The organism is Polynucleobacter sp. MWH-HuK1 (genome assembly GCF_018881815.1).
Classification (GTDB): domain Bacteria; phylum Pseudomonadota; class Gammaproteobacteria; order Burkholderiales; family Burkholderiaceae; genus Polynucleobacter.
In genome coordinates this window covers 1,703,356-1,726,469 of sequence record NZ_JACVPP010000001.1, presented here as the reverse complement: position 1 = coordinate 1,726,469, position 23,114 = coordinate 1,703,356, and the positions used below count along the sequence as shown (strand labels likewise).

The 23,114-nt window shown below is 46.5% G+C and carries 20 protein-coding genes; 5 read left to right on the top strand and 15 right to left on the bottom strand.

The annotated features are described in order from the left end of the window. Positions 1 to 15: 15 nt before the first annotated feature. From folD to ICE93_RS08900, 3 genes are read right to left on the bottom strand one after another with little or no spacing between them, the layout of a single operon-like run. Positions 16 to 870: a bifunctional methylenetetrahydrofolate dehydrogenase/methenyltetrahydrofolate cyclohydrolase FolD gene (folD, locus tag ICE93_RS08910; RefSeq protein WP_216187442.1), complete on the bottom strand. Its 855-nt coding sequence runs from the start codon at positions 868 to 870 to the stop codon at positions 16 to 18. A gap of 15 nt (positions 871 to 885) precedes the next feature. Further along, positions 886 to 1,533 carry a response regulator transcription factor gene (locus ICE93_RS08905; RefSeq protein WP_068321237.1) on the bottom strand — a complete coding sequence of 216 codons (648 nt, stop codon included), beginning with the start codon at positions 1,531 to 1,533 and terminating at the stop codon, positions 886 to 888. A 35-nt stretch (positions 1,534 to 1,568) separates the two neighbouring features. Continuing rightward, positions 1,569 to 4,094, bottom strand: coding sequence for a PAS domain S-box protein (locus ICE93_RS08900; protein WP_216187440.1), 2,526 nt, complete (start codon positions 4,092 to 4,094; stop codon positions 1,569 to 1,571). 204 nt (positions 4,095 to 4,298) lie between these two features. Here ICE93_RS08900 and aceE point away from each other — a divergent pair, with 204 nt between their 5' ends. Genes aceE through lpdA form a run of 3 tightly spaced genes read left to right on the top strand, consistent with a single transcriptional unit; the run spans position 4,299 to position 10,403 of the window. Then, a complete protein-coding gene (gene aceE / locus ICE93_RS08895) occupies positions 4,299 to 6,995 on the top strand; it encodes a pyruvate dehydrogenase (acetyl-transferring), homodimeric type (RefSeq protein WP_216187438.1) in 2,697 nt (898 codons plus the stop codon). 15 nt (positions 6,996 to 7,010) lie between these two features. Beyond that, the gene (aceF, locus tag ICE93_RS08890) at positions 7,011 to 8,609 is read left to right on the top strand and encodes a dihydrolipoyllysine-residue acetyltransferase (protein ID WP_216187436.1); all 1,599 of its coding nucleotides are present in this window, start codon (positions 7,011 to 7,013) and stop codon (positions 8,607 to 8,609) included. 9 nt (positions 8,610 to 8,618) lie between these two features. Beyond that, positions 8,619 to 10,403: a dihydrolipoyl dehydrogenase gene (lpdA, locus tag ICE93_RS08885; RefSeq protein WP_216187434.1), complete on the top strand. Its 1,785-nt coding sequence runs from the start codon at positions 8,619 to 8,621 to the stop codon at positions 10,401 to 10,403. 99 nt (positions 10,404 to 10,502) lie between these two features. On the opposite strand, the gene ICE93_RS08880 is transcribed toward lpdA, so the two are convergent. Further along, positions 10,503 to 11,054: a phasin family protein gene (locus tag ICE93_RS08880; protein ID WP_216187432.1), complete on the bottom strand. Its 552-nt coding sequence runs from the start codon at positions 11,052 to 11,054 to the stop codon at positions 10,503 to 10,505. A 199-nt stretch (positions 11,055 to 11,253) separates the two neighbouring features. On the opposite strand from ICE93_RS08880, the gene ICE93_RS08875 reads away from it, so the two are divergent. Both ICE93_RS08875 and ICE93_RS08870 read left to right on the top strand, forming a co-directional pair. Further along, the gene (locus tag ICE93_RS08875) at positions 11,254 to 12,141 is read left to right on the top strand and encodes a DMT family transporter (RefSeq protein WP_216187430.1); all 888 of its coding nucleotides are present in this window, start codon (positions 11,254 to 11,256) and stop codon (positions 12,139 to 12,141) included. A gap of 120 nt (positions 12,142 to 12,261) precedes the next feature. Next, complete coding sequence (locus ICE93_RS08870; protein ID WP_216187428.1) at positions 12,262 to 13,278, top strand: serine hydrolase; 1,017 nt, start codon at positions 12,262 to 12,264, stop codon at positions 13,276 to 13,278. A gap of 2 nt (positions 13,279 to 13,280) precedes the next feature. Here ICE93_RS08870 and ICE93_RS08865 read toward each other — a convergent pair whose 3' ends face one another. From ICE93_RS08865 to ICE93_RS08815, 11 genes are all read right to left on the bottom strand, one after another. Then, entirely contained in the window at positions 13,281 to 14,105 is an 825-nt protein-coding gene (locus tag ICE93_RS08865; RefSeq protein WP_216187426.1) for an IclR family transcriptional regulator, read from the bottom strand. 102 nt (positions 14,106 to 14,207) lie between these two features. Then, positions 14,208 to 15,242 carry a quinone-dependent dihydroorotate dehydrogenase gene (locus ICE93_RS08860; RefSeq protein WP_216187424.1) on the bottom strand — a complete coding sequence of 345 codons (1,035 nt, stop codon included), beginning with the start codon at positions 15,240 to 15,242 and terminating at the stop codon, positions 14,208 to 14,210. Between the two features lie 9 nt (positions 15,243 to 15,251). Next, entirely contained in the window at positions 15,252 to 15,998 is a 747-nt protein-coding gene (locus tag ICE93_RS08855) for an arginyltransferase (protein WP_216187422.1), read from the bottom strand. Beyond that, positions 15,995 to 16,732: a leucyl/phenylalanyl-tRNA--protein transferase gene (gene aat, locus ICE93_RS08850; RefSeq protein WP_216187420.1), complete on the bottom strand. Its 738-nt coding sequence runs from the start codon at positions 16,730 to 16,732 to the stop codon at positions 15,995 to 15,997. Before aat ends, ICE93_RS08855 begins: the two co-directional genes overlap by 4 nt. An 8-nt stretch (positions 16,733 to 16,740) precedes the next feature. Continuing rightward, positions 16,741 to 17,301: an NUDIX hydrolase gene (locus ICE93_RS08845; protein ID WP_216187418.1), complete on the bottom strand. Its 561-nt coding sequence runs from the start codon at positions 17,299 to 17,301 to the stop codon at positions 16,741 to 16,743. Positions 17,302 to 17,310: 9 nt separating this feature from the next. Beyond that, positions 17,311 to 19,137 (bottom strand): bifunctional chorismate-binding protein/class IV aminotransferase, encoded by a 1,827-nt coding sequence (locus ICE93_RS08840; protein WP_216187416.1) that lies wholly within the window; start codon positions 19,135 to 19,137, stop codon positions 17,311 to 17,313. Positions 19,138 to 19,161: 24 nt separating this feature from the next. Beyond that, positions 19,162 to 19,737, bottom strand: a complete 576-nt coding sequence (locus tag ICE93_RS08835; RefSeq protein ID WP_216187414.1) for a peptidylprolyl isomerase — start codon at positions 19,735 to 19,737, stop codon at positions 19,162 to 19,164. Between the two features lie 57 nt (positions 19,738 to 19,794). Beyond that, the gene (locus ICE93_RS08830) at positions 19,795 to 20,421 is read right to left on the bottom strand and encodes a 2-hydroxychromene-2-carboxylate isomerase (protein ID WP_216187412.1); all 627 of its coding nucleotides are present in this window, start codon (positions 20,419 to 20,421) and stop codon (positions 19,795 to 19,797) included. A 6-nt stretch (positions 20,422 to 20,427) separates the two neighbouring features. Continuing rightward, positions 20,428 to 21,741, bottom strand: a complete 1,314-nt coding sequence (locus ICE93_RS08825; protein ID WP_216187410.1) for a replication-associated recombination protein A — start codon at positions 21,739 to 21,741, stop codon at positions 20,428 to 20,430. 4 nt (positions 21,742 to 21,745) lie between these two features. Further along, complete coding sequence (locus ICE93_RS08820) at positions 21,746 to 22,225, bottom strand: DUF3429 domain-containing protein (RefSeq protein ID WP_370624609.1); 480 nt, start codon at positions 22,223 to 22,225, stop codon at positions 21,746 to 21,748. Positions 22,226 to 22,259: 34 nt separating this feature from the next. Next, positions 22,260 to 23,114: a 3-hydroxybutyryl-CoA dehydrogenase gene (locus ICE93_RS08815; RefSeq protein WP_216187408.1), complete on the bottom strand. Its 855-nt coding sequence runs from the start codon at positions 23,112 to 23,114 to the stop codon at positions 22,260 to 22,262.

The following is a 23,114-nucleotide window of genomic DNA, read 5'->3' as shown; positions in this document are numbered from 1 at the left end:
TTAGTGAGAACTTAGTTAATGCTTTGCTGCCTTTTCAGCTGCTTCTAAGGTATTCATCAGCAGCATCGTGATGGTCATGGGACCGACGCCGCCAGGAACGGGGGTGATCCAGCCAGCAACGTACTTGGCAGTATCAAAATCAACATCACCACAAAGCTTGCCATCTGGCAGGCGATTAATACCAACGTCAATCACTACCGCACCATTTTTGACCATATCACCAGAGATCATCTTGGGTTTGCCGGTAGCAACTACCAAGATATCGGCATCCTTTGTATGGTGCGCTAGGTCACGTGTCTTGCTATTGCAGATGGTAACGGTTGCACCAGCCTGTAGTAGCAACATGGCCATTGGTTTACCCACGATATTAGATGCACCTACAATTACAGCGCGGGCGCCGCGAATAGGATATTCAATGCTCTCTAAAATCTTCATGCAGCCATAAGGCGTGCAGGGCTTGAATTCTGGTTGACCAACCATCAATGCACCGGCATTCGCAACGTGAAAGCCATCCACGTCTTTCTCGGGAGAAATCGCCTCGAGTACACGTTCAGATGCGATGTGTTCTGGTAATGGCAGTTGTACCAAAATCCCATGAATAGCGGGGTCTGCATTTAGAGTAGCAATACGAGCCAGCAATTCTTCTTCACCAAGCTCAGAAGAATAGCGCTCTAAAACAGAATGAAAGCCAACATCTTCACAAGCTTTGACTTTATTGCGGACATACACTGCGCTGGCAGGATTGTCACCCACTACGATGACAGCTAAGCCGGGACGAGTACCTTTGGCGGTAACGATTGCGCCACGAGCTGCGATCTCTGTACGAAGCTTTTTAGAAAGTGCGTTTCCATCCAATAATTGCGCTGGCATTTCAAGACCCAGATATTAATTAGGTTGTGGATCGGATAAAGCCAAGCGGAGCAGGTCTGCCACAGTATTGACGTTGAGCTTCTCCATGATGTTAGCGCGGTGTGCTTCAACGGTCTTAATGGAGATACCAAGGTCGTCAGCAATTTGTTTATTTAAGCGACCAGCCACAATACGCTCGAGCACTTGACGTTCACGACCAGTAAGTTTGCTGAGTAGGCTTTGAGTAATTTTGCGTTGGCTTGCTTGTGAGTAATCAATGCGAGCTTTAGCAAGCATGCGATCTACCAAACCACAGAGATCATTCTCTTTAAATGGCTTTTCAATGAAGTCTACTGCGCCGCGCTTCATAGTTGATACCGCCATAGAAACATCGCCGTGACCTGTGATGAAGGCTACTGGCATTGGCAAATTTTCAGCAGTTAAGCGCTCTTGCAATTCAAGGCCTGACATGCCAGGCATGCGCACATCCAAAATGGCGCAAGAGATGGTGGACTTATCAGTACTTTGCAAAGACTGCAGGAAACGTTCAGCGCTTGCATGGCAACGCACAACATAGCCATTACTTTCTAAAAGCCAAGTGAGGGAATCTCTAACCGCTTCATCATCATCAACAACATAGACAACTTCGGCTTGGTTTGGTTTTGCAGTAGCACTTAAGTTCATATCAGTTCTCGTGAGGTAAACCTATAAATTCAATGTTAAGTATTGGCCTTGGTTTCAGGGGATTCCAAGGGTAGAAGTATTGTAAAGGTGCAGCCAGCCAGCTTGGTCTGTTCTGAGTCTGTGACATTGGTTGCCCATAGCCTGCCGTGATGGGATTCAATAATGGAGCGGCAGATATTGAGTCCCATGCCCATACCATCGGATTTGGTACTAAAAAACGGCTCAAACATGTGTTCCAGGACGTTTTCGGGTATTCCACCCCCTCCGTCGGTAACCTGAATTCTGAGCATAGCAGGGAAAATGCTGGTGTCTAAATCGGCTGAAATCTTCACTGCAGGAGCTGACCAGCGCGAGGAGAGCGGGTAGGCCTCACGAACGCTATCAAGTGCATTTTTTAGTAGATTGACCACCACCTGCAAAATGAGGACTGGATCTAGATTAACTACCGGAAGATTTTCAGCAATCTCCGAAGTGATGCTGAGACGGTGACGATGTGCCTCAATTTCAACAAGGCCAACTGCGTCATTAATGATTTCAGTAATACATGCTGCTTTACGCTGGGGTTCACTACGCTTAACGAAACTTCGAATCCGTTGAATGATCGTTCCAGCACGGTGGGCTTGTTCTGAGGCTTTGGCTAGAGCCGGCAAGATCTCCTTTGTAATAGAAGGGTCGACATTGCCATCTAAACGTTTCGCAACCCCATTGCAGTAATTTGAAATTGCAGAGAGTGGTTGATTTAATTCATGAGCCAATGAAGAGGCCATTTCACCCATGGTGGTGAGACGACTGGTGAACTGCATGCGCTCTTGTTGTTGAAGTGCTAAATCATCCGCTTCTTTACGAGCAGTGATATCGGTAGCAATCAATAATTGCGCAAGATGACCGTCAACCCATGGGATGAAGCGTCGTCTAACCTCAAACCATTTATTGCTGCCATCAGTCAATTGCACCTCTTCTGACTCCGATTCCTGATAAAGAAAGGAAGTCGGAATGCCATCGCGGATGTAGTCTTGCAGATCCTGCGCAATATTATGCAAAGTCGCAATCTGATTATCTTGGTGGGCTAATTGAAAGTGCCCCTTAGAGTCGTTACCAAAATTTTCTCGGTAGAAGCGGTTTGCAAATAACAGTTCATCGGTTTCTAATGAGACAACAGACACTGCGGCATCTAGACTTTCTAGAACGGTGGTGAAGCGCTCTTGAGATGCAGCTAATTCTTCACGAATCTTTTTTGGCTCTGAAATATCAATTAATGAAGTTACCCAGCCAGTCTGTTTACCCTTTTCATTAATCAAGGGGGCAATAAAGGTGCGGGTCTGGATCATAGTTCCATCTCGCTTCATGATCGCACCCTCAATACCAATCTTCATACTGCCGCTGATATCGGATTTCAGAGCACGATTCATTTTTTCTACCAACTCATCTCTTCTGCTATCTGGCCAAAATGGAAATGGCGGAGTGAGACCTAGTAACTCCTCAGAGGTCCAACCTGTCATTTCGCAAAAGGCTCGATTGACATAGGTAATTCGTCTTTCCATGTCGTGAGCACGAATACCCACCGGAGTGGAGTTCTCCATCGCATTGCGAAAGCTAGTTTCAGTACGCAGACTTGCTTCTGCTTCTTGGCGCACCTGCATTTGCTTAAGAACTGACCACAAACTCCAGATCACAAAGATGCTCAAACCCAACACAACGCCAATCAACATCCTGAAGGTGAGATTGGTGGGTGGGGGATAGGTATCAATTCGCAAAGTGATGTTTGGGCTCAATACTCCGATATCCAAACTAGTCTGATTGCTAAAGGCTCTTTTAGGAACTCCTTTATCCGAAGAAATCGCCAGAACCTTCTCTTTATCGGTAATAAGGGTGAATCGGTAGTAGGACTTAAGCTCTCCGGGAATGACGTCCAGAATCCCTTGAGTGGTGTAGAGTGCCGCTAAGAAACCCACAGCTTCTCCACCAACGATATTTGGAACCACTTGCCAAAAGACAATTTTTCTCTCGGCACCCATTGGTTGATCGCTTGGTAAATCGAGGAAGATAAATTGGCTGAACGCAGCGCGACTGGTTACCCTACTTAATTCAACAGTGGATGCAAGATTGGCATTTACCGGCTGATCATTTTTGGTTTTAGTTATCCAATCAGATTTACCTATATCGGCTGGAGCAACCCACTGACGCTGACCTTCATTATCGAGTAAAAGGATTTTGATGATTTCATGATTGTTGATAACTAGTTCGTCCGCTTGTTCCTTGGCGATTAGTTTTAGCTTTACTTGATCTTCGCTGGCAGCAACCTCTCGATTGATGGTATTGAATACCTCTAAATTATTAGCAAAGCGTGATTGAATCCGTTGCTTTGCGAAAGATAATTCTCTGAATAGTGCGGCTTCTTGTTGATTCTTTTCTTGTAAGTGCAGGGTACCCAAAATAATGCCCATAACCGCAGTAAAAATCACAATTGCAAGAAGCGGTGTATATACAAGCCTAAATCCGCGTATTTTGCGGAGCCATTTCAATGGTCTAAAGAGTGCGTTGGTAGAGGCTGATACTTTCATGAATACAAAGCATTTTGCCCTATTGTTACCCCTGAAACGGTATTTCTGGTCTATGTAGCTATTCTTATTTGCGCCGCAATAAAATTCCACATAATGAGAAATATTATCATTATGTGGAAAATTGCTTGTTTACACCCATATACCTTCCTAGAATATTGCCTATAGAGTTAATGACAAATAAGCACTATTTAACGGAGACTAAAGATGGCAGCGGTTCCAGATCAAGTATTAGGCAAACAGAACGCTCAGGACGCTGATCCGGGTGAGACTCAAGAATGGTTGCAAGCGCTTGATGGCGTGATTCGCAATGAGGGGCCAGAAAGAGCTGCCTATCTTATTGATCAACAAATTTCTCATGCACGTGTAAACGGAGTAGTTCAGCCATTTCATGCTGAGACTCCTTACATTAATACGATTCCTGTTGAAAACCAAGCGCGCTTGCCTGGTGATCAGAACGTAGAGCACCGTATTCGTTCTTACACTCGTTGGAACGCGATGGCGATGGTTTTGCGCGCTAATAAAGATACCAACGTTGGCGGCCACATTTCTTCATTCCAGTCAGCGGCGACTTTATACGACGTAGGCTTTAATCACTTCTGGCATGCGCCGTCTCCTGAGCATGGTGGTGATTTGATATTTGTACAAGGTCACTCAGCCCCAGGCGTATATGCACGTGCTTATATGTTGGGTCGTCTTGAAGAGGATCAGCTCAATAACTTCCGTCAAGAAGTTGGCGGCAAAGGAATTTCTAGCTATCCACATCCTTGGTTGATGCCAGACTTCTGGCAATTCCCAACAGTATCGATGGGCTTGGGTCCGATCATGGCGATTTACCAAGCGCGCTTTATGAAGTACCTAACAGATCGTGGTTTTATCCAAGAGCAAGGTCGTAAGGTTTGGGCATTCTTGGGCGATGGTGAAACCGATGAGCCAGAATCTCTGGGCGCGATTGGTATGGCTGGCCGTGAAAAACTCGACAACCTTATTTTTGTTATTAACTGTAATTTGCAGCGCTTAGACGGACCGGTGCGCGGTAACGGAAAAATTATTCAAGAGCTTGAGAGCGAGTTCCGTGGCTCGGGCTGGAATGTCATCAAGGTAGTGTGGGGCGGTCAATGGGATGCTTTATTTGCTCGCGATAAAAAAGGTATCTTGATGCAGCGTTTGGGCGAGATCGTTGATGGTCAATACCAGACAATGAAGTCTAAGAATGGCGCCTATGTTCGCGAGATCGTTTTCAACACTCCAGAATTAAAAGCTTTAGTCAGCGACTGGAGTGATGATGAGATTTGGCAGCTTAATCGTGGCGGCCACGATCCTCATAAAGTGTTTGCAGCCTTTCATGCAGCGGTAAATCATAAAGAGCAGCCTACAGTGATCTTGGCTCACACCATTAAGGGTTACGGCATGGGTGGATCGGGTGAGGCAATGAATATTGCCCACCAAGCGAAGAAGATGAATGCTGATGACGTTCGTCGCTTCCGCGATCGCTTTGAAATTCCGGTTAAAGATGAGCAGTTGGATGAAATGCCTTTAGTGAAATTTGCTGAAGGCAGCCCAGAGTTGGAATACATGAAGGCGCGTCGCCAAGAATTAGGTGGCTATTTGCCGCAGCGTCGCACTAAGGCTGAGAGCTTGCCTGTACCTTCATTGGAAACTTTTGCGCCATTACTGGAAGCAACTACAGAAGGTCGCGAGATCTCTACAACGATGGCATTTGTGCGCTTGCTCAACACCGTCGTACGCGATAAGGTGCTTGGTAAGCGTGTAGTCCCTATTGTTCCAGACGAGTCACGTACTTTTGGCATGGAGGGCATGTTCCGCCAATTGGGCATCTGGAATCAGTTAGGTCAGCTCTACACTCCAGAAGATCACGATCAATTGATGTTCTATAAAGAAGATAAGACTGGTCAGATCTTGCAAGAGGGTATTAACGAAGCTGGTGGTATGTGCGACTGGATCGCCGCTGCTACCTCTTACTCTACCCATGGCGTACCGATGTTGCCTTTCTATATCTTCTATTCCATGTTTGGTTTCCAGCGTATTGGTGACTTAGCTTGGGCTGCCGGCGATATGCGTAGCCGTGGCTTCCTATTGGGCGGTACTGCTGGTAGAACTACTTTGAACGGCGAAGGCTTGCAACACGAAGATGGTCATAGCCATTTGTGGAGTGGTGCAGTTCCAAACTGTATTAGCTACGACCCTACATTCGCATTTGAATTGGCAGTAGTAATTCAGGATGGTATGCGTCGTATGTTAGAAGTTCAGGAAGATGTGTATTACTACGTTACCTTGATGAATGAGAACTATGCACATCCTGCGATGCCTAAGGGCGCAGAAAAAGACATCATTAAGGGGATGTACAAACTGAAGTCAGTTGGCGACGCTAATGCAAAATTGCGCGTGCAACTCTTAGGCTCCGGAACAATCTTCCGCGAAGTTATCGAAGCTGCAGAGATTTTGAATAAAGACTGGGGTATTGCTTCAGACTTGTGGGGTTGCCCAAGCTTTACTGAACTTGGCCGCGATTGGACTGCAGTGCACCGTAGTAATCTCTTGAACCCAATTGCTGCACCGGTTTTATCTCATGTTGAGAAGTGCCTCAAAGACACAACTGGTCCAGTCATTGCTGCGACTGACTATGTTCGATTATTCGCAGAGCAAATTCGTCCTGCGATTCAGCATATGGGTCGTCGCTACGAAGTGCTTGGTACTGACGGATTTGGTCGTTCAGATACCCGTGAAAAACTCCGTGACTTCTTTGAAGTAGATCGTCGTTGGGTAGTTCTGACTGCTTTGAGATCATTGGTTGACTCTGGTCAGCTCGATCGCTCTAAGTTAGCTGAAGCGATTAAGAAATACGACATCGATACTACTAAACCAAACCCAATGACGGTTTGATAAGAGATAAATACTATGAGTCAAATAATTGAAATCAAAGTTCCGGATATCGGCGATTACAAAGATGTACCGGTGATTGAAGTATTGGTTAAAGCAGGCGATAAAATTGAGAAAGAGCAGTCCATCCTCGTGCTTGAATCTGATAAAGCCACCATGGACGTTCCTTCATCACACTCTGGTATCGTGAAAGAGGTCAAGGTCAAGATAGGCGATAACCTTTCTGAGGGTTCTGTTGTTATCACTTTAGAAGAGGGTGCTTCGGCTGCAGCACCAACCCCAGTTGCTAGCGCTCCTGCATCAGCCCCGGCTGCAGCACCAGTAAGCGCTGGCGGATCCCCAATTGAAATTAAGGTTCCAGATATCGGTGACTACAAAGATGTTCCTGTAATCGAGGTTTTGGTGAAGGTGGGCGACAAGGTTGAAAAAGAACAGTCCATCGTCGTGCTTGAATCTGATAAAGCCACCATGGATGTTCCCGCATCGCACTCTGGCGTTGTTAAGGAAGTCAAAGTTAAGGTTGGTGATAACCTTTCTGAGGGATCGGTTGTTTTGATCTTGGAAAGCGGATCTTCGGCATCCGCTCCTGCTCCAGTTGCTACCATCACAGCACCAGCAACTAAAACTGTTGAGCCTCCAATCGCAAGAGCCCCAGCACCGCCTCCACTAAGCAATACTCCTCCGCCAGTTGAAACAGCGGTGAGTCACGCTAGCCCTTCTGTGCGTAAGTTTGCGCGCGAGCTAGGCGTCACGATTGATCAGGTTAAAGGATCAGGCCCTAAAGGCCGCATTACTCAAGAGGATGTACAGGCCTTTGTAAAGGCGGCAATGAGTGGTGGAGCAGTAAGTCCTGCGGCAGCCGCTAGTGGTGGCAGTCTAGGCGGCTTGAATCTTATCCCTTGGCCAAAAGTAGATTTTACGAAGTTTGGTGAGATTGAGCGTCAGCCACTAAATCGCATTAAGAAACTCACTGCAGCTAACCTGGGTCGTAACTGGGTAATGATTCCAGCTGTGACATATCACGAAGATGCTGACATTACGGACTTAGAGGCATTCCGTGTTCTCACTAACAAAGAGAATGAGAAGAGGGGTGTCAAGATCACGATGCTTGCTTTCTTAATGAAAGCCGCAGTAGCGGCATTGAAAAAATATCCTGAGTTCAACAGTTCTTTAGATGGCGATGATCTCATTCTGAAGAAATACTTCAATATTGGTTTTGCTGCAGACACTCCTACTGGTTTAGTCGTGCCAGTAATCAAAGATGCTGATAAAAAAGGTATCTTTGAACTCGCTAAGGAAACTTCGGATCTAGCGGCGCTTGCTCGTGACGGCAAATTAAAGCCAGATCAAATGCAAGGTGCGAGCTTTACGATTTCATCGCTAGGCGGCATTGGTGGTACGTATTTCTCGCCAATAGTGAATGCGCCTGAAGTTGCCATTTTGGGTGTGAGCAAAGCTGCGATGAAGCCAGTTTGGGATGGTAAGCAATTTGTGCCACGCCTCATTTGCCCATTGTCTTTGTCAGCAGATCATCGCGTGATTGACGGCGCTTTGGCTACTCGCTTCAATGTGTATATTGCTCAGCTCTTGGCCGACTTCCGTCGCGCTAGTCTGTAAGGGGAATTCATGGCTAAGCAAATAATTCTCGTTCCAGATATTGGTGACTATTCTGATGTACCTGTCATTGAAGTGCTGGTGAAAGTTGGTGATGTTATTGAAAAAGAGCAACCACTCTTGGTGCTCGAATCAGATAAGGCAACGATGGAAGTGCCAGCAGATGCTGCAGGCACTGTTACTAGTATTGCAGTCAAACTTGGGGATAAAGTTAGCAAGGGTTCTGTGATTGCAGAAATCGAAGCAAGTGGCGCAGTGCCAGTTGCTAAACCCGCAGTAGCACCTGTGGCATCAGCTCCTGCTGCCCCTGCAATGACAGCCGCACCTGCCCCAGTAGCTGGTCAGTTCAGCGGTAAGGTAGATCATGAATGCGAGGTATTGGTTTTGGGTGCCGGTCCTGGCGGCTATAGCGCAGCGTTTCGTAGCGCTGACTTAGGTATGAATACCGTTTTAGTGGAGCGTTACCCAACTTTGGGCGGCGTTTGTTTGAACGTTGGCTGTATTCCATCTAAAGCATTACTCCACACCACTTCAGTTATGGATGAAGTGAAGACCATGGCAAAGCATGGCATTAACTTTGGCGCGCCGAAGATCGAGATTGATCAATTGCGCGGTTACAAAGAGTCTGTCATTGCCAAATTAACTGGTGGTCTTGCTGGCATGGCAAAGGCTCGCAAAGTAAAAGTGGTGCGCGGCCTCGGTAAGTTCTTGGATGCGAACCATGTCGAGGTTGAGTTAACTGACGGTACTGGTCAAGATCTCACTGGCAAAAAAGAAGTGGTGCGCTTTCAGAAGGCCATCATTGCTGCTGGTAGTCAACCAGTCAAACTGCCTTTCTTGCCAGAAGATCCACGCATTGTGGATAGCACTGGTGCTTTATTGCTCAAGAGCATTCCAAAGCGAATGTTAGTTATTGGCGGCGGCATTATTGGTTTAGAGATGGCAACCGTTTACAGCACGCTAGGCTCACGTATTGATATCGCTGAGATGATGGATGGCCTTATGGCGGGTGCGGATCGTGATTTAGAAAAGGTCTGGGAGAAGTTCAATGCCGGACGTTTTGAAAAGATCATGCTCAAGACGCGTGCCGCCAAGGCGGAAGTGAAGCCTGATGGCATACAGGTCAGTTTTGAGGGCGAGAATGCGCCAGCGGAACCGCAAACCTACGACTTGGTATTGGTTGCAGTAGGCCGCACGCCAAATGGTAAGAAGATTGATGCTGGTAAAGCAGGCGTGCTTGTAGATGAGCGCGGCTTTATTCCAGTTGATAAGCAAATGCGCACTAATATCCCTAATATTTTTGCAATTGGCGATTTAGTGGGTCAGCCGATGTTAGCTCATAAGGCAGTGCATGAAGGTCACGTTGCCGCTGAAGCAGCAGCAGGCGAAAAATCCTACTTTGACGCGAAGCAAATTCCATCGGTTGCTTACACTGATCCGGAAGTGGCATGGGCCGGCTTGACGGAAGAGCAGTGCAAAGCACAAGGTATTGCCTATGAAAAAGGTTTATTCCCATGGGCAGCTAGCGGACGAGCGATTGCTAATGGACGTGATGAAGGTTTCACAAAACTCATTTTTGATGCTACTACCCATCGTATTATCGGTGGTGGCATTGTTGGCACACATGCTGGTGATTTGATTGGTGAAGTATGTCTGGCCATTGAGATGGGGGCTGATGCGGTGGATATTGGTAAGACTATTCATCCACATCCAACCCTCGGTGAATCAGTGGGTCTTGCGGCTGAAGCGGCCCATGGCCACTGCACCGATCTACCGCCAGTAAAAAAGAAAGCCTAAGAATCTTTTCGATATACAGTAGTAAGTGGCAGAAATAAAAAGCCCCGAGTAACCGGGGCTTTTTATTACCGAGCACCTGAAGTGCGGGGTAGTATATTACTACTTCTTACTGGTTTTACTTGCTGTGTCAGCTGCTTTCATAACAGTTTCAGTAGCGGTAGTTAAATTTGTTTGCGCAACTTCAACTGCATGCTTGACAGCCTTTTGGCTAGTCTCAAATACATTGTTAGCAGAGGCGATAGCTTGTTTCATAGCCTGCACAGCTGCGTCTGATCCAACTGGTGCATTCTTAGTCCACTCTTCTACTAAAGAGTTGATTTTCTTTTGACCTGCTTGGAATTCTTTTTCCGCAGATTGAGTGAAGCTGTTTTGAGTTTCGTGAGCCAACTCATATAGGTGGCGGCTATAAGCCATAATTTTTTCTGCCATTGGCTGAACTGCTTCAGCTTGATGAGCGAGTAACTGTTGAATGTCTTTTACTTCCAATGCTTTTTTAGCGCTATTCATGCTATCGCTCAAGCTTTGTTTGGCAATATGCATATTCAGTTCCACTAATTTTTCAATGCTTTGCAAAGCTTGATTGGTTAATCCGCTCAAGGTCTCTAGGTTTGCTTTTTGTGCTGCTGCTATTTGTTCTGGAGTTAGGTTCATTTCGGTCTCTTTTCGTTCGATAAGTATCTGGGTTCTGACTTTGGGCTATTTCCTAATGTACTCTTTTTGGTAAATTATATGGCATATATATTGCGTTGCAGCATAAGTTTCCCATCCTAGATTTAAATGGGGCGGGTAGGCAAAAGCGCCTAAAATCAAAGATTCAGTAAAAAACCCTAATATTTTCAGCAGGTTACTCATGAAGCTTATGCTAGACAACGCCATTGCCCCGATATTTGTACTCATTTGGAGTACCGGTTTCGTGATCGCGCGTCTAGCAATGCCATATGTAGAGCCGGCAACTTTCTTGTTTTGGCGGTTTGCAGGGGTTTTGGCTGCGATGGTAGCGCTTAGTTTCGTGTGGAGAATTACTTGGCCTAGCTGGTCTCAAATCAAGCATATCGCCGTTGCTGGCATCTTGCTTCAGTTTGGTTACTTGCTCGGCGTATGGTTCGCGGTTAGATTGGGAATGACGGCTGGGTTAGTTGCCATCATTGTTGGCCTTCAACCAATTGTGACCGCTTGGTTTGCTGCCTGGATATCAGAGAAGGTTACGCCACGCCAATGGATTGGTTTGGGATTTGGTTTTGCTGGTGTCGCCTTGGTAGTGGTTGAAAAGATAGGTTTTACACATATTCCTCTGGCGAGTTACGCGCTCGCATTTGGAGGGCTTCTCTCGATAACTTTTGGTACTCTTTATCAAAAGAAATTTTGTCCAGTATTTGACTTGCGCGCTGGCTCCTCTATTCAGTTTGGTGTTTCAGCGGCACTATGCTTTGTCTGTATGTATTTGTTTGAATCAGGCGAGATGGTTTGGAATCCCTCCGTTATTGGAGCATTGCTCTGGGCCATCTTCCCTTTATCGATAGGATCAATCAGCTTGTTGTTCATGATGATTCGCAAGGGGGCTGCTACCAAAGTCACCAGCTTTCTCTATTTAGTGCCACCGACAACTGCAGCAATGGCTTGGCTGTTATTTGATGAGCCATTCACCTTGTTGATGGCCGTTGGTTTATGTTTAACGATGACGGGAGTGGTGCTGGTAAACGCACGTCAGGCTAATACAGTGGCGACAATTGCAGAGTAGGGTGTATAGCGAGAGTGGATTTTGGTGAGTGGAAGGCCTATATTGGGGCGAATAAAACCGCCTTGCTCTGGGAAATTAATTATCATTCCGTATGTTGAAAGTTTTGGAAGGTATTTTGGGATGCGTTTGAATCGATTTTGGCTTTTTGCCTTGGCTGTATTTTTTGCGGTTGGCGCCATGGCGAACGCACCTGCAATTGCTGCCAATAAAGAGAAGCAGCAAACCAAAACTACTGCTAAAGCAGCCACCAAGACAAGCACCAAGACTTCCAAAAAGCCCAAAACCGTTCGTGTAACAGTTACGCGCTCAACAGAGCCGGTTGTGCCTGCAAGACCATCTCTTGCAACTGCATTAGGATTACGTGGACAACATGACGACCTAAATCTCAAATCTAGCGTAGCGATGGTGGTTAATCAAGATACTAAAGAAGTGTATTTTGAAAAGAACCCCTCTGTAAGTTTGCCAATTGCTTCCATTACCAAGTTAATGACAGCGATGGTGGTGTTAGATGCCAAGATGCCATTAGATGAAACTTTGGTAATCAACTCTGAAGATGTGCAAAGTTACCGCTCTTCGCGTTTGGCAGGTGGAACTGTTTTAACTCGTGAAGAGGCGCTCTTGCTTGCTTTAATGTCCTCTGAGAACCGGGCTGCATATACCTTGGGCAGAAATTACCCGGGCGGTGTACCAGCATTTGTAGGTGCTATGAATCGCAAGGCAAAAGAGCTTGGCATGGACCATTCTAATTTTGCGGATCCAACCGGCCTCATGAGTGAGAACGTTGCCACAGCAGAAGATCTGACACGCATGCTCAGTGCAGCATATCAATACAAAACCATTCGTGAGTTTTCAACTTGGCCAGATCTGACCATGGTGATTGGGAAACGTCCGCAAAAGTTTATGAACACTAATCGTTTGGTACGCTCTGGTGATATGAATATCGGCCTACAAAAAACTGGCTTTATAAATGCTGCTGGTAAATGTTTGGTCATGCAGGCTAGAGTAAATAATACGCCATTGTTGTTGGTGTTCTTAGATTCTGTCGGAACGCAATCACGTTTTGCTGATGCCGTGCGCGTACGTGACTGGTATGAGCGCATGCCATCTGGTGCGCAGTCAATTCGTCGCTTAATGTAAGGCTAGTTTGAGCTGCCTGGTTCGGCCGATTTGGGTTTGAAGCCCATGCCTTTGGAGATCTGTAAGGCAGTTTCTTGAAGAGCGCGTAGCCAGTCCGCCTGAATACGGTCGGTTGGGGCGCTTAAAGAAAGGCCAGCAACCAATTTCCCGGTGTCATCCAAGATGGCTGCAGCTAAACAGCTCACACCTAACTCCAGCTCTTCATCATCGCGAGCATTGCCTACTTTGCGTACTTGATTGAGTTCAGCCTCCAGTTTGCCTAATTCGGTAATGCTATTGCGAGTATGTCCGGATAAGCCAGTGCGCGTGACATAGGCTCGAACCTGACTGGGGTCATCGCTAGCTAAAAAGAGTTTGCCAACTGAGGTGAGATGCAACGGCGCACGACCGCCAATAGCGCGGACAACTTGCATTCCTGAGCGTTCGCTATAAGCGCGATCAACATAAACAATTTCATCGCCTTGGCGAACAGATAGATTCACTGTTTCGCCGGTGAGCTTGTGTAGGGTGCGCATTGGTAGCTGCGCTGCTTCGCGGACCGATAATCTTGCCTTCACTAAATTGCCAAGCTCTAATAGCTTTAAACCGAGACGGTAAGTGCCTCCATCACCACGCTCAACAAGTCTGCAGGCAACCATATCATTCAAAATGCGGTGGGCAGTAGAGGGATGTAGACCAGTTAGTTCAGCAAGATTTTTGAGGCTGCTGGAGTCCTCTTGATCGGCTAGCGCATCTAGCAAATTCATCATGCGTTCCACCACTTGGATGGCTGTTTTTCCAACCTCACCGGTAGATTTGGGAGTTTTGATGGTTTTGCTAGGGCTCATAGGGCTTATTGTAGCGATTTCAGATGAAATTGCATATTGTGAAATGCCATTTTATTGGGCAAGTAATAAAAAGCCCCTTAATAGGGGTGATTTAAACGCGTTTTAGGGTTGTCGCAGAGCAGTGGCGCACTCGTTGACCAAGTCTGGGCCGCGATAGATTAAGCCGCTGTAGAGTTGGACTAGGCTGGCGCCTGCCATGATTTTTTCTCTGGCATCAGCACCAGACATGATGCCGCCAACGCCAATGATCGGTAGTTGATTGCCAAGTCTAGCTTTCAAAGCTTTGATGACGATATTGGAGGCATTGCGAACGGGTGCACCAGATAGACCACCGGCTTCTTCGCCAAATTCCATTCCTTTAACTGCATCTCGGGAGATGGTTGTATTGGTGGCAATGACTGCATCAATACCAAACTCGAGTAGTAGATCGGCAATCAGATTGATATCGCCAGGATCTAAGTCCGGCGCAATCTTCAGGAAGAGTGGTTTGCGTACGCCATGACGATCGCATAAACGCTTTCTGGCTTCATCAAGGCTACCCAATAATTCACGGAGCATTTCTTCGCCTTGGAGAGCGCGTAGATTTTGAGTGTTTGGAGAAGAGATATTGACGGTAATGTAAGTAGCGATTTCGTATACAGCTTCCATGGCTAATACGTAATCACGAGAAGCCTCTTCGATTGGCGTGCTGGCATTTTTACCAATGTTCATGCCTAGAACACCACCGTTTTTCCAAAACTTTGAGCGACGCACTCTGGTTACGCAGGCATCAACACCATCATTATTAAAGCCCATGCGATTGATGATGGCCTGCGCTTCAGGAAGGCGAAACATGCGAGGTTTTGGATTGCCAGGCTGTGGGCGTGGCGTTACCGTGCCAATTTCTAAAAATCCAAACCCCAATGCGGCTAATGCATCAATGTGTTTGCCATCTTTATCCAATCCAGCAGCCAGACCAACCGGATTCGGAAACTCGATTCCGCAAAGCATTTGTGGATCATTAATCGGCTTAGTTACTAAACGCTCTAACATTCCCCAGCGCTGCGCGCGATCCATATTGCTCAGAGTGAGGTTATGGGCTTTTTCAGGGTCTATGCAAAAGAGCCAAGGGCGCAGAAGGGAGTAGCGATCGATCATGGGTAGATATTATGACTCAGACAACGGTTGCCAATGATCGTCGATCAACCCTTCCATGGGCTGATAGTTAATCTTGTACGACATCTTGTTGCTTTCTTTGATGTAGTAGCCAAGATAGAGGTAAGGCAAGCCCAAGATCCGCGCTTGCTCGATCTGCCACAAAATGCTGTAGCTGCCATAGCTAGCTGCATGGCTTGAGGTGTCGTAGAAGGTATAAACGGAGGAGATGCCTTGCTCCAAGATATCAATCATGCTGACCATGCGTAATCGACCTGGATGCGGATCGTGAGGACCATCCCGAAATTCAACAATTCGCGAGTTCACTCGACTTTGCAATAAAAATTGCATGTACTGATCTTGATCGGCGCTATCCATATCTCCACCTTCATGTCGCTCATGTTGATAGCGTTGATAGAGTTCGTAATGCTCTTCTTGGTAGCCAAGATTTAATACTGATGTTTCAAGACCGGCATGCTTTTTCTGGGCCCGGCGCTGACTTCGGGAAGGTGTGAATTGATTTACTAAGATGCGTGTTGCAATGCAGGCTTTGCATTCATCGCAATACGGTCGGTAGGTATACAAACCGCTACGTCTAAACCCAGCATGTAATAAATCACTGTAGAGATCCGCATGAATCAAATGCGATGGAGTGGCCACTTGAGAGCGAGCAGTCTTATTCGGAAGATAGCTACAAGCATATGGAGCGGTTGCATAAAACTGCAGGGTGGTTAGAGGAAGTTCTTTGAGCTGGGTCATAGCCAGTGATGTAAGATTTTTTTATCAAATGTCCAAGATTTATCAATCTTAGTTTGATTTAAAGAAACTTGCAGTTGCTCTAAAAAGTCTTTACGCGGTATGGGTGCAGCGCCCAAAGAAAGCAAGTGAGCCGTCTCTTGCTGGCAGTCAATCATGTGTACCTTATTGGTCAGACACCAGGTGCTGAGGGCGGCTAGAGCGATTTTGGACGTATTGGTCTTGCGGCTGAACATGGACTCCCCAAAAACCATGCCTCCAAAAGAAACGCAATAAAGCCCACCCATCAGCTGGCCATCTTCAATTACAGCAATGCTGTGAGCATTGCCTTGCTCATGTAATGCTGTGTAGGCATCCATAATTTCATGGGTAATCCAAGTGCCATCTTGATCTTTACGAGCGCTTGTAGCGCAAGAGCGGATAACGGCACCAAAATCTCTATCTACTTCTATTTGAGATTGAGAATTTTGACAAAAGAGGCGAATAATTTTTCGCAAGGAAGCACTGCATTTGAAGTTGCTTGGCCTTAAAACCATTCTGGGGTCTGGTGACCACCAGAGTACTGGCTGGTTATCGGAGTACCAGGGAAAGATGCCTTGTTGATAAGCGCGCGCGAGTTGCCCTGGATATATTTGTTCGCTTACTGCAATCAACCCAGGAACGCTAGGATCTGGATCGGCTTCTAGCAGAGGATTGGGGAAAGGGTCATGAGGCCCTAGCCAGGCAATCTGACCCATAAGACTCTTTAAATTCTTTCGGATGACAAGATGTCGCGACTGCGCACATGAAACTCTTTGCCAGTTTCTAAGTTGCCTGCAGCACGATCAGCAAAAAACCATTCCAAGGTTTGCTTCACTGTGGGAAAGGCTAAATCATTCCAAGGAATGTCGGCCTCATTAAAAAGTGCAACTTCAAGACTTTCTTCACCAGCGGAGAACTCCGGCGTATTCATCGTCGCTAAATAAAATAGATGCACTTGCTCGGCATGTGGCACGTTGAGTAATGAGTACAGTGGCCCGATGTTGACTGTGGCACCAGCTTCCTCGAGTGTCTCGCGAGCAGCGCCATGACTTGTACTTTCACCTAACTCCATAAATCCTGCGGGAAGCGTCCAATATCCATGACGAGGCTCAATCGCTCTGCGGCATAAGAGTACTTGCTGGCCGTACACAGGAATACTGCCTACCACATTGCGAGGGTTCTGATAATGAATGCTGCCACAAGCTTCGCATACATGGCGCTCACGAGAATCATCTGCTGGAATTTTGATCGTCAATACAGCGGCGCAGTTAGGACAATACTTCATACTGACTTTCTAAAAATGGGCTTTGATAGCCCCACGAAGGGCATTGCTAAGGATAATCTCATCTGCCATTGAAACATCTTTAATAGTCAGGTTGGCTTCACGGGCATTCATTTTTGGATCAGCAAGCAGGGCTGCACGCATGACGCCGGGCAGAAGACCTGCTGAGACGGGTGGCGTAAGCCATTCAGGACTACCTGGAGGTTTAACAAAAATGCTAGTCCTGCCACCCTCTGTCACAAAGCCTTGTTCATTGCAAAAGAGGGCATCAAAACCACCCAGCTTAGTGGCTTCTTGCCATGCACGATCATAAAGAGCTCGCTCGCTAACTTTGTGTCGCAGAAGCGCATCCCCTGAATGCATCGTTACATCGCCAGACAGAATGTCTCTAGCCCAGAATATTTTGACGGGCTCATTTGTCTGATGAATGACGGCGCTTGAAACTGAAAGAGCTCCATTGGATGCGAGATCTAGTCTTAATCGATGCGACAAGTTTTTATCAAATGATGCACAAGCATCCACAATCAACTTTTCTGCAATCTCACTATCAAAGGAAATTCTTAAAGCTAAAGCTGAGGCACGCATACGCTGTATATGTGATTGGAGTCTCTGGGGCTCTCCATGTATCACCGCAATCGTTTCGAATAAGCCGCTAGAGCTTGGAAGATCCATCAGAAAGGCGGATTTGATGTGACATTCTTGCCACTCTTGTTTGACATCGGAGTCATTCGTAATGCCTGCGCCGACACCTAAAGTGAATGTAGAGGTATGGGATTGATTATCTGTGGCAATTTCAACTGTACGAATAGGTACGCTAAAGGCAAAGTTGCCGTTGGGATCAAGCCATCCTAAGGCACCGCAGTAGTAGCCACGATCCTCGGGTTCAAGCTCTTGAATAATCTCCATGCTGCGTTTCTTTGGGGCGCCAGTAACAGAGCCACATGGAAAAACGGCCTTGAAAATATCAAAGAGACTAACATTAGGTTTTATCTGGCCTTGCACTGTAGAAGTCATCTGCAAAACATCACCATGTCTTGCCACTTCGAAAAGATTGGGTACCGTGACTGATCCCGGCAAAGAGATGCGACTCAGATCATTGCGCAGTAAGTCAACAATCATGACGTTCTCTGCTTGATTCTTGGGGTCATCAGATAAAGCCCTGGCAACCGCGGATAAAGCACTGGCAGTGCCTTTCATGGGCATGGCTTTTAAAGTATCGCCATCACGCGCAATAAATAGTTCTGGGGACTGAGATAACAGAAAGCTCCCATCATGTTCTATGTACGCCCCAAATCTACCGGGTTGCCTATCCCGTAGGCGACTATATAAAGCTAAAGGGGCTCCATAGGTCTCACCCTTGATGCGATAGGTGTGATTAATTTGGTAGCTATCACCGCTACGAATGTATTCTTGAATGGTGTCGATATCTGCAGTAAAGCGATCCTCGGATATCGATTCTTGAACATCCATTACACCTGCACAACGTTGAGAGCTCTCAAGCAAGGTAAGCTTTTCTGAGATGCAGCTATCAACATCTTGTTTAGAAAGTTTTTTAAAGCTTGAGAAAGCCCATGCCTCTATTAATGGATGTGGTTCATTAGGTAAGGATGGTCTCTGGGGTAGTTTGTGTATTTGCCTACCTAATTCATAGGCAAAAGCAGCTACAACATATTCACCTCTAGTAAGAGATTCTGAGATCTCGGAAAGACATTTCTGGGTGGCAGATAAATCTATTGCGTTGTCACCACTGGGCAGAACGCGCCAGTAATGGAGCGCATTTTCATAGAGGCGACTGGTAGGTGAGGCCGCGGTACTTTGCGCATCATCGAGCAAAATCATCGCGGCTAACCTAATAAAGTCTTATTACTTCAGAATCGTGGCTGATTCGATAGTGACAGTCTTGGTCGGAACATCGGCCATTCTGCCCATGCGTGGTGCTGGGGCAACCATGGTCGGGATCTTACGAATGGCATCAATTGTTTCTGTTCCGGAAATCACTTTGCCGAAAACGGTATAGCCATTGCCCATCGCATTTGGATAATCCAAACCCGCATTATCTTTAACGTTAATAAAAAACTGTGCAGTTGCAGAATCAGGATCAGAAGTGCGAGCCATGGCAATCGTGTAGGCATTATTTTTTAGACCGTTTTGCGCCTCAGAAACTACGGGAGCATTGGTTGGCTTTTGATTTAGATCTGCAGTAAAGCCACCACCCTGAATCATGAAGCCATCAATCACACGATGAAAGATGGTGCCGTTATAAAAACCGCTCTTGACGTAGTTTAAAAAGTTAGCAGTGGTCTTAGGTGCTTTAACGTCATCCAATTCCACTACGAAATTACCCATAGTTGTCTTAAATTCCACCTTTGGTCCTGCAAATGCCGCTTGGCTGGCAAAGCAAGAAAGGGTGATAGCGAGGGCGGCGAGTAGCTTGCGCATATGAGTTCCTTAAATAATATGAAAGTGACTTGAATTGATTGTATTGCTCATTACTTGTCAGCTCAGACCATTTGGCACATTTCCGGCATAGGCATAAGAAGCCTCTTCAAACATGCCAGGCCGGGTAAGGTAATCCAATGCCCAATCGATCGTATCTACTCCCCAAAAGCACTGTTGATTGACTATCAGGGCGGGCACGCCAAAAGCACCATCGGCTTTGGCCTGGTTGGTATTGGCAATCAACTTTGCTTTTACCTCTGGGTTTTCAGGTTTGGGGATGTCAGCAGATAAACCTAAGTATGTACAAAATTCTGGCCAAGATAAATTGGGATCTCTGCCTTCTACCCAGACATATTCAAAGGCCCGCTCAACCATTTCCCAGTCAGCATTCTGTTCTACTAAAAGACGTTGTGCTGCAACTGTCATAAATGGATGGTGCTCAGGAAAGCGGAAAGGAATACCAAGCTTCTCAGCTTGCCAGATACAGAATTGATAGGTATGAGGACGTTTAGCTGCTACCTCACCTGGACCTTTATTCTCAGCTGCGCGTAGAAGACCCCCTAAGAGAACCGGAACTGGCTTGATATCTAGTTTGCCCTCAAGACGTTGCCTTTGCTTGACGTAAAGATAGGCAAATGGCGAGACAATGTCGTAATAAAAGGTAGCTGGAGTTTTTGTGCTCATATCACCTTACTTCTTCTTATACTCTTCATCGAGCTTTTTTAAGAAAGCCAATTTTTCTTTAATCTGAGATTCCAGGCCGCGTTCAACAGGCTCATACCAGTGCGGCTCTTTCATACCTTCGGGTAAGTAGGATTCACCAGCAGCATAGCCATGCGGTTCATCGTGGGCATAGCGATACTCTTTGCCATGACCGAGTTCTTTCATTAACTTCGTTGGGGCATTGCGTAAATGATTTGGCACGGCCCTAGATTGGTCTTGCGCCACAAATGCACGAGCGGCATTAAAGGCGTTGTAGCTAGCATTGCTCTTGGAGGCAACGGCGAGGTAAACCACTGCTTGTCCAAGTGCCAGCTCGCCTTCAGGTGAGCCCAGTCTTTCAAAGGTTTGCGCAGCATCATTGGCTAATTGCATTGCTCTTGGATCGGCTAAGCCAATATCTTCCCATGCCATGCGGATAATACGACGCGCTAGATATCGGGGATCTGCGCCACCATCAAGCATGCGACAAAACCAATATAAGGCAGCATCAGGATTCGATCCACGCACAGATTTATGCAGGGCAGAGATTTGATCATAGAAGTGATCGCCACCTTTATCAAAGCGTCGTGCTTGAGCACTTAAAGCGTTTTCGATAAATTGTTGATTGACAGTCTTGAGTACAGCATTCGGTGTGAGTGCTGCATTGCGCACTTGTTCAACCAGATTGAGTAAGCGCCTTGCATCGCCATCAGCATTAGAGATGAGAGTATCAATAGCAGCAGACTCAAATTGCACATCAGGCATTGCATGTTGGCGCGCACGATCAAAAAGCAATCTCAACTCCTCTGGAGTGAGTGACTTTAATACGTACACCTGAGCTCGCGATAGGAGGGCTGAGTTCACCTCAAAAGAGGGGTTCTCGGTAGTAGCGCCAATAAAGGTAAAGAGGCCTGATTCCACGTGGGGAAGTAGGGCGTCTTGCTGGCTTTTATTAAAACGGTGGATCTCATCCACAAACAAGATCGTTTGTTTGCCGTATTGAGCCATGTTCTGTTGGGCTTGCTCAATAGCCTCACGGATTTCTTTGACACCAGCTAATACGGCAGAGATAGCAATGAACTCACGATCAAATGCTTTTGCCGAGAGACGTGCCAGCGTTGTCTTACCAACGCCTGGAGGCCCCCACAAAATCATCGAGTGAGGTTTACCTGATGCAAAAGCTAAGTTGAGGGGTTTACCGCTGGCTAATAAGTGGGCTTGCCCAATGACCTCTTCAATCGTTTTTGGACGCAGAGCTTCCGCTAAGGGTGGGGGCGGAGTGCTATCAAAAAGACCGCTCATTACATCATGCTTGAATAAAAAGAATCACCAAAGATGCCCAGGTTAGGCATGCGGCGGCAACATAGGTCAAGCGATTACGCATCGTCATAAAAGCAGAACGAGTAGCTTCATTGGAAAAATAATATTGATAGGTATTCTGATCAATATTGCGCTGAATAATCAAGGTGGAGGCAAGAATGAGCAAGCCCACAGGTATATAGATATGCAGCGCCACCCAAGCAACTAGTGCTGGAATAACGCCCCAGATCCAGGCATTACGGTCCTCCCAGCGATCTCCAGCGGGTGCTTTACCCAAGAGATGCAAATTAGCACCCCAATGTATAGCTCCCATGAATGAAGTGATTACAGCCCCATAACCAGCCAAGGATTCAGCGCTCAAGTAGTTCATTGGTGTGGGTGCTAATTGCACCATTAAAGCTAGTCCAATAAATGGAATAAGACCGGCATAGCCAAGTTTGCGTACTAGAGGTGGAATCGGATTCACAATGAACAATTTCGTTATAAAGGTGTGGAGAAAGTTATTTATCGTAGGTGTATACGCCGCGACCTGTCTTGCGACCGAGATACCCAGCCGCAACCATTTCGCGAAGCAGTGGGCAAGGGCGATATTTAGAGTCGCTGAAGTTTTCAAAATAGACTTCCATCACTGCTAAGCAGGTATCTAAACCAATAAGGTCAGCTAATGCCAGAGGGCCAATCGGTTGATTGCAGCCTAACTTCATGCCTGCATCAATATCTTCTGGACTAGCAAGCCCTTCGGATAAAACAAAGAAGGCCTCGTTGATCATCGGCAGCAAAATACGATTGACTACAAAGCCTGGGGAGTTCTTAACGGTGATTGGCTCTTTGCCAACGCGCTTAGCCATTTCAATAATGGCAGCATGGGTCGCGTCACTGGTTTGTAAGCCACGTATCACCTCCACCAGAGCCATCAAGGGTGGCGGGTTAAAAAAGTGCATACCAATAAAGCGCGCAGGATTAGAATCAAGTGCTGCTAATTTGGTGATGGAAAGAGAAGAGGTGTTGGTGGCGATGATGGTCTCTTTACTCACAATCTCATCTACTTGTTTCAAGATTTTCTCTTTGATCGCTTGATTTTCAGTAGCAGCTTCAATAACTAAACCCAAGCCTTTGAAGTCGTTATAAGAAGTGCTGCCTTTAATTCTTTTGAGAGCTACATCTTTTGCTTCAACCGTTAGGGTTTCTTTTTTTACTAGGCGATCTAGACTTTTGCTGATTTGTTCGAGGCCACGTTGAACAGCGGCCTCATTAATATCAACCATGACGACATCTAAGCCGGCAACTGCACACACTTGTGCAATACCATTTCCCATGGTGCCCGCACCGATTACACCGACTGATTGAATGCTCAT